Source organism: Kitasatospora sp. NPDC054939, assembly GCF_053610105.1.
On sequence record NZ_JBSGXP010000041.1, the window covers coordinates 12,507 to 25,220 of the forward strand.

At 71.4% G+C, this 12,714-nt stretch carries 10 protein-coding genes; all 10 read right to left on the reverse strand.

Annotated features, from left to right (window positions below; all coding sequences use genetic code 11):
* Nucleotides 1-123: 123 nt before the first annotated feature.
* Entirely contained in the window at nucleotides 124-2,034 is a 1,911-nt protein-coding gene (locus ACWGB8_RS14515) for an amidohydrolase (protein WP_452213578.1), read from the reverse strand.
* 73 nt (nucleotides 2,035-2,107) lie between these two features.
* Nucleotides 2,108-2,941 (reverse strand): alpha/beta fold hydrolase, encoded by an 834-nt coding sequence (locus tag ACWGB8_RS14520; RefSeq protein WP_452213579.1) that lies wholly within the window; start codon nucleotides 2,939-2,941, stop codon nucleotides 2,108-2,110.
* 291 nt (nucleotides 2,942-3,232) lie between these two features.
* Nucleotides 3,233-3,661, reverse strand: coding sequence for an SsgA family sporulation/cell division regulator (locus tag ACWGB8_RS14525; protein ID WP_051740837.1), 429 nt, complete (start codon nucleotides 3,659-3,661; stop codon nucleotides 3,233-3,235).
* A 152-nt stretch (nucleotides 3,662-3,813) separates the two neighbouring features.
* Nucleotides 3,814-4,527: an alpha/beta fold hydrolase gene (locus ACWGB8_RS14530; protein WP_452213582.1), complete on the reverse strand. Its 714-nt coding sequence runs from the start codon at nucleotides 4,525-4,527 to the stop codon at nucleotides 3,814-3,816.
* Between the two features lie 19 nt (nucleotides 4,528-4,546).
* Nucleotides 4,547-5,368 carry a helix-turn-helix transcriptional regulator gene (locus tag ACWGB8_RS14535; protein ID WP_244215642.1) on the reverse strand — a complete coding sequence of 274 codons (822 nt, stop codon included), beginning with the start codon at nucleotides 5,366-5,368 and terminating at the stop codon, nucleotides 4,547-4,549.
* Nucleotides 5,369-5,508: 140 nt separating this feature from the next.
* Nucleotides 5,509-6,360, reverse strand: coding sequence for an alpha/beta fold hydrolase (locus ACWGB8_RS14540; RefSeq protein ID WP_030396154.1), 852 nt, complete (start codon nucleotides 6,358-6,360; stop codon nucleotides 5,509-5,511).
* 191 nt (nucleotides 6,361-6,551) lie between these two features.
* The gene (locus ACWGB8_RS14545) at nucleotides 6,552-7,799 is read right to left on the reverse strand and encodes a PucR family transcriptional regulator (protein WP_043467812.1); all 1,248 of its coding nucleotides are present in this window, start codon (nucleotides 7,797-7,799) and stop codon (nucleotides 6,552-6,554) included.
* A gap of 138 nt (nucleotides 7,800-7,937) precedes the next feature.
* Nucleotides 7,938-10,781, reverse strand: coding sequence for a helix-turn-helix transcriptional regulator (locus tag ACWGB8_RS14550; RefSeq protein WP_452213584.1), 2,844 nt, complete (start codon nucleotides 10,779-10,781; stop codon nucleotides 7,938-7,940).
* A 116-nt stretch (nucleotides 10,782-10,897) separates the two neighbouring features.
* Nucleotides 10,898-11,512, reverse strand: coding sequence for an FMN reductase (locus ACWGB8_RS14555; protein WP_452213586.1), 615 nt, complete (start codon nucleotides 11,510-11,512; stop codon nucleotides 10,898-10,900).
* Nucleotides 11,509-12,606, reverse strand: a complete 1,098-nt coding sequence (locus ACWGB8_RS14560) for an LLM class flavin-dependent oxidoreductase (RefSeq protein WP_452213588.1) — start codon at nucleotides 12,604-12,606, stop codon at nucleotides 11,509-11,511. Before ACWGB8_RS14560 ends, ACWGB8_RS14555 begins: the two co-directional genes overlap by 4 nt.
* Nucleotides 12,607-12,714 lie beyond the last annotated feature (108 nt).

Genomic DNA, 12,714 nt, shown 5'->3' on the forward strand with positions numbered 1-12,714 from the left:
TCGTAAGGCGGCCCTTCCGCGGCTCGCGCCGGGCAGCGCCGTGCGCCGCCCGAGCGGCAAGGCCCGGCGGCGCACGGCGTTGAAACTGTCGGGCCCGGAAGCGGGTGGTTCGGAACGGGCGGCTCAGAGGAAGCAGGGGTCGTCGAGCGCGGGGCCGCCGGCCTGCCCGGGTACCCACTGGCCGCGGGTCGCGCGCCAGGCGCGCTGCTCGTCGGAGTCGGCCGCCGCCTCGGCCAGCCGCTCGGCCTGCCGGACACCGGACAGGCTCGGCGCCGGGGTGGCCTGGTAGCCGCCGAAGCGGGCCACCGGGCTCCACAGCGGGACCACGGCCGGCAACTCCGGGGCGAGGCCTTCGTGTTCCTGGGCGCCGTACACGATGCGGCCGCCGACCACGGTGAGCACCGACTCGATGTGCGGGATGTCCGCCTCGGGGACGGTGAGGTAGTCCGCGCTGAGCACCGTGAGGTCGGCGTAACAGCCCACGCGGAGACGGCCCTTGACCTCCTCCTCCCCGGTGAGTCGGGCGCCGCCGAGGGTGTACAGCTCCAGCGCCTCCTCGCGGCTCAGCCGGCCCTCGACCGGGCGGAGCGTACGTCCGCTGACGGCCCGTCCGGAGACCAGCCAGTGCAGGGCCACCCACGGGTTGTAGGAGGAGACCCGGGTGGCGTCGGTGCCGGCGGCCACCGTCAGGCCGCGCTCCAGCATCGCCCGCACCGGCGGGGCGTCGGCGGCCGCGGCCGCGCCGTAGCGTCGGACGAACGCCTCGCCCTGGAAGGACATCCGGTTCTGCACCGAGACGGCGCCGCCGAGCGCCGCGATCCGGTCCAGGCTCGCGGTGGAGACCGTCTCGGCGTGGTCGAAGAGCCAGCGGTTCCCACTGGGGAACAGGCCCTCGGCGGCCAGTCGCTCGAAGACCGCCAGGTCGCGGCGGATCGTCTCGTCGTAGCTCGCGTGCAGCCGGAAGCCCCAGTCGTGCTCCATCAGCAGGCGTACCGCTTGCTCGAACCCAGCCTCGTACGGGCCGAGCTCGGGGCGCGGTTCGGAGAAGTTCTCGAAGTCGGCGGCCGCCCAGGTGAGGTTCTCCCCGGCCCCGTTGAGCCGCAGCCATTCGTCCCCGTCGCCGGGGCGGACGGTCTCCACCCAGCGCCGCAGGTCGTCCAGCTCCTGCCCGGCGGTCTGCGGGAAGAGGTGGTAGGCGATCCGGAGTGTCAGCTGGCCCTTCTTCGCCAGCTCCGTGACGGTGCCGTAGTTCTCCGGGAAGCTCTGGAAGCCGCCCGCCGCGTCGATGGCGGAGGTGAGCCCGAAGCGGTTGAGCTCGCGCAGGAAGTGCCGGGTGGAGGTGGCCTTGTCGGCCTCGTTCAGGGTCGGTGCCTTGGCCAGGGTGGAGTACAGCAGCAGGGCGCCCGGGGCGGCCAGCAGCATGCCGGTCGGCTCACCGTCGTGTGCGCGCACGATCTGCCCGCCGACGGGGTCGGGGGTGTCTCGGGTGAAGCTCGCGGCCCGCAGTGCCGCCCGGTTGAGCAGCGCCGACTGGTACAGGTGCAGCACGAACACCGGGGTGTCGGGGGCGGCGGCGTTGAGTTCGGCGAGGGTGGGAAGCCGGCGCTCGGCGAACTGGTCGGCGGACCAGCCGCCCACCACCCGCACCCACTGGCCCGGAGGGGTGCGTTCGGCCTGGGCGCGCAGCATGGCCAGTGCCTGGCGCAGCGTCGGCACGCCGTCCCAGCGCAGCTCCATGACGTAGTTGAGGCCGCCCCGGATGACGTGCAGGTGCGAGTCGTTGAGACCGGGGACGGCTCGCCGGCCGAGGGCGTCGACCACGCGGGTGCGTGGGCCGACCTGCGGCAGGACGTCGGCGTCGTCGCCGATGGCGGTGATCAGTCCGGCGCGGATCGCGACCGCGCTCGCCCGGGGGCGCAGGGGGTCGCCGGTGTAGACCTTGGCGTTGCGCACGACCAGGTCGGCGGTGTGGTCGGGGGAGGCGTCGGGGGCCGAGGGGCCGGGACGGATCCCGGCGACGGGCATGCTCGACATGCGATCTCGCTTTCGGGGAGCAGGAAGAGGGGAGCGGAGGAAAAGGCGGAGGAGGGCGCGGGGGAGCGGTCGATCACTCGCCGATGAAGTCGAGCAGCTCCTTGTTGACCTCGGTGGCGTGCGTCCAGATGAGACCGTGCGGGGCACCTTCGAGCACCACCAGGCGGGCGCCCGCGATGGCCTTCGAGAGCGGGACGGCGGTCGAGCGCAGCGGCAGGGTGCGGTCGGCGTCGCCGTGGATGATCAGGACGGGGACGTCGATCCTCGGCAGGTCCGCGCGGAAGTCGGTGAGCCAGGTCGGGACGCAGTCCGCTGTCGCCTTCGCGGAGGCCGAAACACCGATGTTCCAGCTGTACTGGACGACCTGGTCGCTCACCCGGTCGCCGCCGAGCACGTCCACGTTGTAGAAGTCGGCGAGGAATCCGGCGATGAAGGCAGGGCGGTCGGCGCGGATGGCGCCTTGGATCTCCTCGAAGACGATGCCGTCGACACCGTCCGGGTTGTCCTCGGTCTTAAGCAGGAACGGCGGCACCACGCCGAGCATCACGGCCCTGGAGATGCGCTCCGAGCCGTAGGTGCCGAGATAGCGGGTGACTTCGCCGCTGCCCATGGAGAAGCCGACGAGCACCACGTCGCGCAGGTCGAGGTGGGTGAGTACGGCGTCGAGGTCGGCCGCGAAGGTGTCGTAGTCGTAGCCGAAGGACGGCTTGTCGGAGGCGCCGAAGCCGCGGCGGTCGTAGGTGATCACGCGATGGCCGGCGGCCAGCAGCGCGGCCTCCTGCTTCTCCCAGGACGCGCCGTTGAGCGGCCAGCCGTGGATGAGCACGATGGGCCGACCGGTGCCGTGGTCCTCGTAGTACAGGTTGATGACGCTGGAGTTCTCCTCGTCGACGGGGAGGAAAGGCATGAGTGCACTCCGTGCAGGTGTGGTGCTGCCGACATCGGAGGCCGGCACGGTGGGGACGCGGTACGGACGAATCTAGGGAGCCGGGGGGAGTCGGCTTTCCTCTGCACGCACCGGTTCTGGCCCGTCCGGGCAGTTCCGGATCAGACGCCGGCCGGTCGTTCTCCCGGCCGGACCGGGCGGGGCGGGGCTGCGCCAGTACGGGGGCGGGAGCAGCTGGGGGCGTGGCGGGGCAGCGGCTGTGCGAACGCGGATGGTCAGCGTTTCGGCGCGAGCCCGGGCGGTCCTTGAAGCCTAGGAATCCGCATTCCTGATACCGCTGGAAAGGATCTCCGCCAGAACCCTGTCGAGCTCGGCCTGCGCCTTGTCCTCCCATCGCTCCTCGGCGCACTGCGTCCTGGCCACCACGTCGCGCACATGGGCCGACGCCATCCTGACGACGCACCAGGACTGCCCCGAGATGAGCTCGACGTCCGTCTCGTCCTCGCCGTGGGGCCGGACGCGCACGTCTCCCTCGCCCGTCGGCAGGATGAGCCCGGTGGCGAGCAGATCCCGGCCGAATACCCAGGTCGCGGCCGGTGGATCGTCCTCGGCTGCGAAGAGGTCCATTCGGACTGCCAGTGCATCGTCCGGCGAATGCCTCATGCGCAAGGTCATTTCATGCCATTCACACGCTGCTGTCATCAGTCTCGCGCTGATCGTCTTTTCGAGGGGGAGCTGCATTGCGGTTCCTTTCGCCTTCATTGAAATTACCGGTGTTCCGGATGTCATCGAGCCGTTCCACGCACGCGTTCTTGACCTCTGGTGCACGCGATTCGAAAAGCAACGTGGCGCGGACGAACCGGGATTCGTACGCGCCACTCGGTGCGTTCCGGTCAGCTCGTCGCCCGCACGGCGTCCCGGATCAGATCGGCGACCTGCTTGGGCTCCGACAGGGCGACGGCGTGGGAGGCGTCCGGGAGCTCGACGACGACGGACCCGGCCCGCTCGGCGCCGAAGCGCTGGACCTCCGGGTTGATCGCGCGGTCGGCTCCGGCCACCAGGGCCCAGGACGGCTTCAGCTGCCAGGCGGCGGCGGATGCCGTCTCGGTGAAGGCCGCAGTGGCGACCGGGCGTTGGGCCGCTGCCAGGACCCCGGCGACCTCCTCCGCCACGTCCGCGGCGAAGACGGCGGGGAAGGCCGCCTCGTCGATGGTGACCTCGACCGCGGAGTCGCCGTCGACGAGCGGGTAGGTCCACCTCTTCAGATTGCTCGTGAGCGAGGAGTCGGGGAAGCGTCTCTCGAGATCGCCGAGGCACTCGCCCTCGTGGAGCACGTACGCGGCTATGTAGACGAGTCCGACGACGTTCTCCGCGGCGCCGGCCACGGTGATCAGCGCACCACCGTAGGAGTGGCCGACTAGAAGGACGGGGCCGGCGATCTGGGAGACGACGGACGTGACGTAGGCGGCGTCGGAGGCGAGGCCGCGCAGGGGGTTCGGCGGTGCGATCACCGGGATGCCGCGGCTGCGCAGTTCCGAGATGACGCCTATCCAGGCCGCTGCGTCGCCGAAGCCGCCGTGTACGAGGACGACGGTGGGGGTGGTCATGGCGGTTCTCTTCTCGGTGTCAGGCCGCGTGCGGGGCGTCGGCGACGGCCGAGGACGCCAAGGACTGCCATTCGCTCGGGGTCATGCCGTACGCGCCCCGGAAAGTGCGGCTGAAGTGCGAGGGGCTGCTGAAGCCCCAGCGGTGCGCCACCGCCGCCACGGTGAACCGGCGGTTGGACCGGCCCAGTTCGACCCTGCAGGACTCCAGCCGACGTCGCCGCACCCACTGGCTCACCGTGATGCCCTCGTTCTGGAAGAGCTTGTGCAGGTACCGGACGGAGATGTGGTGGGCGCGTGCGATCGACTCCGGCGAGAGGTCCGGGTCCATGAGGTGCTCCTCGATGAAGCACCGGATCCGGGACAGCATCTCGCTGCCGATCGTCGGCGCCTCGGCCTCCTCGCCCTCCTCCCCGGTTCCGAGGAGTTCCATGAGCAGGACGGACAGGAGGTGGACGGCCGTACGGGCGAGCCGGTCCCCGGGCCTGGACCGGCGGAAGTCGGCCTTGTCGGCGAGCGCGGACAGGAAGTCCGACACCAGCGCCCCCAGCCCGTCGCCACCCGGCACGGGAACACCCACCACCTGGTCCAGCTCCGACTCCGTGACTCCCAGATAGCCGCGGGGCACCCGGAAGAAGATCATGCGGCAGTCGTCGCCGAACTGCAGAAGGTGGCGCCTCGCCGGGTCGCAGAAGACCAGGTCGTGCGGCTCCAGCGCCGTTCTGACGCCTTCGCGGACACTGGTCGCCGCCCCCCGGACGTGCATCCCGAGATAGAGGAAGTTGCCGTCCCCCTCGCTCGGTATGCCGGAACGAATCTCGACGAGCCATTCGGAGGCGGACACCGGCCGGAGAGCGGCTGGTCGGTGTTCCTCCTTTTCCGGCGCGCGTGACATCACTGACTGGGTCATGAGAACTCCAAGCCTACGGTTCTTTACGGTGGAGCAGCCGTTCGCGCGGCCGCCGGAACGGAAACGGAGGCGGTCTACGCTCCCAGGTCCGGTTCCTCGGCGAGGAACTTCTCCACCACCGCGTTGAAAGCCGCCGGGTTCTCGAGGAACGGGAAATGCGAATTCGCCGCCTCGGAGGTGAACACATGGATTCGGGCGCCGGGAATCTGCCGGGCGATGAAGCGCTGCGACTCGGGGTTCACATGGCTTCCCTCGCAGCCGATCACCAGGGTCGGCACATCGATCCGGGGAAGCACGTCGCGCCAGTCCTGGGCGCAGTGGTCGAACAGCAGGGGGACGCCGGCGTGGGCGGGCGTCGAGGTGATCTCCTGTGCGACGAAGGCGAGGATCTCCGGGTCCGGCTCACCCGAGAACATGCCGCGCACGAAGTCGGCGCGCACCCGGTCACCTCCGGGGGCCGCGAGCGCGGCGAGCAGTTCGAGGAGCTGCGACACGTCGAAGATGGCGCCGGACTGCTGCTGCTCCTCCCCGGTCGTCCAGGGGACGGCGGCGACGGCCGCCGGCTGGTCGACGGCGACGAGGCGCCGGATCCGTCCGGTGCCGTACTGGTCGATGAAGCTCCACCACACCGAGACGCCCATCGACCACCCCAGGGCGTCGAACCGCACCAGCCCGAGGTGGTCGACGAGTTCGAGCACATCGCGGGAGAACCGGGCGATGCGGTAGCCGTGCTTCGGCTTGTCGGACAGCCCGTGGCCCCGGAAGTCGACGGTGATCACGCGACGGCCGGGCGACAGGCTCTCGACCTGGTGGCGGAACATCGCCTGCGTCTGGCCCCAGCCGTGGAGCATGACCAGGGGGACGCCCTCGCCACCGGTGTCCCGGTAGGCGAGGCGTGTCCCGTCGGTGGTGATCAGTTCCTTCATGACCTCTTCCTTCCCTGGCCACGGGCCTGTGGTCGTGCCCGCGCCGTCTCTCACATCTTCGATCACGGCCCTTCGCCGCCACCACCGCGCGCTGTAGGAATCGGGTCGCGGATCCTTCTCGCTTTGTCGAAGCGGCGGGGACCGGTGGGGGCCGGCGGGGACCGGTGGGGGCCGGTGGGGGCCGGCCGGGATCAGGCGGCCCGGTCGTCGCCGGTGGCGAGGAGTTCCTCGATCCTGAGCCCCAGGTGCAGCGTGAGCCGGTGACCGCCGTCGTCGAGGTCGAGTCCGGTGATCTCCTGGATCTGGCGCAGGCGGTAGTAGAGCGAGGTGCGGTGGAGCCGCAGCGCCTCGGCGGTCCTGGGGATCGATCCGGCGTGTTCGAGGAAGCAGCGCAAGGTGTCCCGGAGCCGGTCGTCGCCGTGAGCCTCGTTCAGGGTGCGCAGTGGCTCGGGGACGAGGGAGGCGTTCAGTGCGTGCTCGGGGAGCTGGAGGAGCACGGCGAACTCCCCGAGCAGGTCCCAGTCGCCGATGCTTCGCAGCGAGGGGATCCGGCGCGCGGCCCGGGCCGCGACGAGGGACTGCTCGTACGACCGCCAGGCGTGCTGCAGGCCCGGGTGACGCCCGCCGACACCGATGACCGGAGCCGCCGACGGTTCCAGAAAGGTGGCGAGTTCGTCGAGGATGCGGGCCGACTGGGCGGCGACCTCGGGCGGGGTGGGAGGCCGCTCACGCACTTGGAGCAGGACCGCCCGGTCCTGGTCGACCGCGAGGACGCCGTGCGCCGAACGTGTTTGCCGGAAGCCCTCCAGAGCCCCCCACAGAGCCGCTTCGCGTTGCCGCACGGGCTCCGTGCCGCGGCGCAGCTTGACCAGGGTGACCAGGACGTGTTCGGCCTCCCCGAGCAGCCCGAGTTCCACGGCCCGCCGGCGCGCGGCGGTGCGGGTGACGACGTTGGTGTCGACGAGTTCCAGGACCAGGGTCTGCTCGTCGGTCTTCCGGGTGTCGGCGCCGAGCTGCTCGACGTACATCTGGGCGGCCATCAGGCCGGCGGCCCGCCCGATGGCTTCGGTCTCCTTCGGTTCGAGCGTCATCTCGGGCGCCACCACCATGAGCAGCCCCAGGAGGTGCCCGCGCTCGCGCAGCGGCACGACGTAACGGGGCAGGAGTCCGAGGTCGTCACGGCCCTCGATGAATCCGGGCCTGGGCCACTGGGTCACTCCTTGGGCGAGTACGTAGCGGATCGTCGCGTTGTCGGCACGGCCCTGGAGCAGCGTGCCGATGCGTACCGGGTCCTCGTCCCCGAAGTGGCGACTCGTGCAGACCACGCGGACCAGCGGATCATCGATCGCGACGGACCGGCCGAGCTGCTCCGCGAGCTCGTCGACGAGCGCCTGGAGTCCAGGGCTGCCAGGGCGGGCTCGCTGGAGCCTTGCGGTCATGCGCTGTTCCTCTCTCGACCAACTGTTCCCTGCGGAACGCTTCTTTTCCGCAGCTGTTGATCATTTTGAGGAGACGGCGATGTCCGCACATCGCATGAAGGGTCCATAGGTACGGCGTCGGCAGGGGATGCGAAGTGATCACTCTCCGCTGTCGCGTCTCTCCACCAGTCGGGCCAGCTCCGCGCGGGAGGCGATGTCGAGCTTGGTGTAGGCGCGGCGCAGGTGCGAGCCCACCGTGTGGGGCGACAGGGAGAGCTGTTCCGCCACCTGCGGGTTCGTCAGCCCCTGGGCCACGAGCCGTGCCACCCGGAGCTCGGACGCCGTCAGCTCGGGCCATTCCTTGGCAGATCCGGCCGGTGAGGGGCGTCGGCGCACTCCGGCGGCCCGCAGGCGTCGACGGACCCGCGCGACGTGCCGCTCGGCGCCTGCCTGGCTGTAGAGCACGAGCGCCTTGTCCAGGTACGGCACCGCCTCGGGCCTGCGGGTGGTCGCGAGCTTGCGTCCGACGTCCTCCAGCGCCGACGCCTGGGCGATGGGGCGTGAGCACCCCTCGTACAGCCGGACGGCGTGCATGAGGTGTGCCAGATCGTTGTCGAGCAGCCCGCGGGCGTGCGCGGCACTGGCGGCGAGGATCGTGAAGTCCGGGTTGCGCGCGGCTCGCCGCTCGGCCACCTCGACGGCCGGAGCGGCCCGCTCGGCTGCGCCGGCGCGCAGGGCCATGCGGACGAGGGCGGGAGTGTCCATCGGGTCGACCGGGCTCACCAGGGCCGGCCGTTGCTCGGCGAGCGCCGCCAGCACCTCGTGGAGTTCCGCCAGGGCCCGGTCGGGCCGGCCGTCGAAGTCCGCCAGCTGTACCAGCATCCAGGCACTGACGCTACGGGCGAGCGGTGCGCCCGTACCCCGCACGCGCCGCGCCTGCGCCGCGCACCGCTGAGCGGCTTCGCGGTCGTCGGTGTGGATCGCCACTCGCGTCAGCGTGTACAGGAGCATGAGTTCAGCGAGGTCTCCGCCGTCGAACGCACCCCTCATGTCGGCGGCGGCTTCCGCATCGGCCCGGGCTTCCGCCAGCCGCCCGGCGTCCAGGAGCGCCCGGGCGCGGTGCATGAGCCACATGCGTGCGGCCGCCGCCCGGCCCTGGTGGCGGGTGTCGTGGACCCCGGCTTCGGCGAGCGCGAGCGCCTCCGCGGTGCGGCCGGCCACGGTCAGCAGCAGGCACTGCCACAGCGCCTCCGGAATCCAGACCGAAGGGGTGATGCCCAGTCCGGCCGCCAGGGCGGCCGCCCGGCTCGCCCGGCGGAGCGCCTCGTTCCAGTCCATCCGGTAGAAGCACAGGGCCGAGTCGACCACCATCATGGTGGCCTGGGCGGTGCCGTCCTGGGCCGCATCGGTGGCCTCCCGCGCCTCGGCAGCGGTCTGCTCCGCACCCTCGGGGTCACCCGCCAGCGACAGGCCCAGGCACAACAGGGCGAGCAGCCGGGCCCGCAGTGCGGCCGGGATCCCGGGCAGTGCCGCCCCCGTACGGGCCTGGCGGACGGCCTCGGCGAAATCGAAGTGACTGGCGAGGCGCGCCATGGCGAGGCGTATTCGCGCCTCGTCGTCTGGCCCGAGATCACCGGCGGCCAGGGCCGACGTCCCCAGGTCGTGTGCCTGGGCCGGCTGCCCCATCTGCCAGAGCAGTGGGAGCGTCTCGGCGATGACCTTCGGCCGTTGCGCCGGGTCCTCCATGGTGAGTTCCAGGGCTCTGAGGCTGAGCTCCGCCGCTGCTTCGGGTGCGGTGGCCGCGAGATCGGCCGCGGCGGCACGCAGCCGTTCGACGGCCGTCCGGTCGCCGAGCCGCACGCCCACGGCCGGCGGCGTGCACGGCTCGATCGGGGACGCCGCGCGCGCCGGCGGCAGCTCGGCGGCATGCTTCCGCAGGGTTCGGCGCAGGGCGGGAGGGAGTCCGGCTTCCACAGCCTCACGGATCAGCTCGTGGCGGAACTCCAGACGGTCGTCCCTTTCGACGAGCAGACCGGAGTCGAGGGATTCCTGGATCGTGGCGATCAGCGTCGCAGGTCGTCTGCCGAGCAGCCCGGCCAGCAGCTCCACGGGGACGGGGCCTCCCACCACGGCCGCCGTTTCGACGAGTTCGCGGGCCGCGGTGGGAAGCCGGGCCAGCCGGCCCTCGACGGACGGCAGTTGCGTGAGGGAGAGGGATCCGGCCGTGAGCCGTGCTGTGCCGTTCTCGATCGTCACCAGCCCCTCGTCCCGCACCGCGTCGAGCAGTTCTTCGAGCAGCAGCGGCACCCCCTCGGCGCGGCGCGCGACACGGAGGACGCCCGGGTCGGGAACCGCGCCCAGGACGTCCTCCGCGATCCGGGCGACCGCCGGGTCACCGAGCGGCCCCAGAAGCAATTCGTGCGCCCCGGCCTGCCGAATCCTGTCCAGTGTCGTGCGGACCCGGGAAGGCACGCTCCCGTGGGGCACGGCGACCAGCCACAGGATCGGGTGCGGCGCGAGTGCGGCCGCCAGGGTGTGGAAGGTGAGGAGCGTCAGTTCGTCGCACCACTGGAGGTCGTCGAGGACGATGAGCAGCGGCCCGCTTTGAGTGGCCTCCCGCAGGCGGTCCCCCAGTTCCTGGAGCAGCCAGAACCGCTGGCCCGGCGTCGCGGCGAGGTCCCGTAGCCGGTCGGCACCCGCGAGCGGTTCCTCCCCCGCGAACAGGCCGTCCAGCAACGGGCCGAGCGGCACGAACTGTTCGTCGGGGTCGGCTCCGCCCTGGAACACCCTCGTCCCGCGCCGTTTCGCGGACGCCGACGCCTCCGCGAGCATCCGCGACCTGCCGATGCCCGCAGGGCCTTCGACGAGGACGATCCCGCCTGCCCCCCGGGCCAGGGCGTCGAGTCGCGCCTCGACGAACGCCAGTTCCTCACCCCTGCCGCGGACCGGTGTCCCCTCACCCTCGGTGTCCTCGGGGAAGGGCCATGTCGTCAATCGGTTCACACTCACTCCGCCGGACGGGGACGCACGGGACGGGGCTCGTCCAACGGGCGGTACGGCGGATCAGTATGCGGCACGGCGGCTTCGCCCGGGCAGGCGGCACCTCGGAGCGACCGGCTTCAGTCGAAGCGCAGGTCGGCGAGCTGTCGTTCGAGGGCGGTGACGTCGTCCTCGGGTTCGGCTCGGGCCGGGCGGTCGGCCATGAGCGCGGCCAGCTCGCCGCCCGCCCGGCGGATGCGGCCGGGCAGGCCGTCGGCGTACTCGTCTCCTCCGGATCCCCAGTCCGCGGACGCCGCGTACACCGCGGTGGGGACAACCGTGGCGCGCAGGTACGCGAAGAGCGGTCGCACGGCGTGCTCCAGCACGAGGGAGTGGCGAGCCGTACCACCGGTGGCCGCGACCAGGACCGGTTTGCCGGCGAGGGCGTCCGGGGCGATCACGTCGAAGAAGGACTTGAACAGGCCGCTGTAGGAGGCCGTGAACACGGGGGTGACGACGACCAGGCCGTCGGCTCCGGTCACCGCGTCGATCGCGGCGGCCAGGCGCGGTGCCGGAAAGCCGGTCACGAGATGGTTGGCGACATCGCCGGCCAGTTCGCGCAGCTCCACGACCTCGACCGACACGGCACGGCCCTGGACGGCGAGTTCGTCGCGGACCGAATCGGCCAGCCGGTCCGCGAGCAGGCGGGTGGAGGAAGGGGTGCTCAACCCCGCGGAAACGGCGACCAGCCTCACGCGGCGCCCACCTCCCGCGCGGTCGCGGCGGCCGTGACCCGCGCCGCGTGGGTGGGGGCGTCCGGCACGTCGTCCGGACGTCCGATCGCGAACTCCCGGCGCAGCACGGGCACGACCTCCTCGCCGAGGATGTCGAGCTGCTCCAGGACGGTCTTGAGGGGCAGACCCGCGTGGTCCATCAGGAAGAGCTGGCGCTGGTAGTCGCCCACGCTGTCCCGGAAGGACAGGGTCCGTTCGACGACCTGCTGGGGAGAGCCCGCGGTCAGCGGGGTCTGCTCGGTGAACTCCTCCAGCGACGGGCCGTGGCCGTAGACCGGCGCGTTGTCGAAGTAGGGACGGAACTCCCGTATCGCGTCCTGCGAGTTCTTGCGCATGAAGACCTGGCCGCCCAGCCCCACGATGGCGTCCTCCGGACGGCCGTGGCCGTGGTGGGCGTACCGGCGCCGGTACAGCTGGACCATGCGCCTGGTGTGGTCGGCGGGCCAGAAGATGTTGTTGTGGAAGAAACCGTCGCCGTAGTACGCGGCCTGTTCCGCGATCTCGGGCGACCTGATCGACCCGTGCCAGACGAACGGTGCGACGCCGTCCAGCGGCCGCGGTGTCGACGTGAAGGCCTGCAGGGGCGTGCGGAACCTGCCCTCCCAGTCCACCACGTCCTCACGCCACAACCGGCGCAGCAGCGCGTAGTTCTCCTTGGCGAGGTCGATGCCCTGGCGGATGTCCTGGCCGAACCAGGGGTACACCGGTCCGGTGTTGCCACGCCCCAGCATGAGGTCGACCCGGCCGTCGGCCAGGTGCTGGAGCATCGCGTAGTCCTCCGCGATCTTCACCGGGTCGTTGGTGGTGATCAGGGTCGTGGCGGTGGACAGGACCAGCTTCTCGGTGCGGGCGGCGATGTGGCCGAGCAGGGTGGTCGGGGACGACGGGACGAACGGGGGGTTGTGGTGCTCCCCGGTCGCGAAGACGTCCAGGCCGACCTCCTCGGCTTTGAGGGCGATGGCGACCATCGCCTTGATGCGCTCGTGTTCCGTCGGGACGCGGCCGTCGGTGGGGTCGGGTGTCACGTCCCCGACGGTGAAGATGCCGAACTGCATGGTGCTTCTGCTCTCCTGAACCTGTCTGGATGCGGTGGTCGCGGGCCTGGTAGCCGGAGGAGTCCTGATCGTCCGGCGCCGGCGCCCGCGGCGGCCGGACCTCCGGCT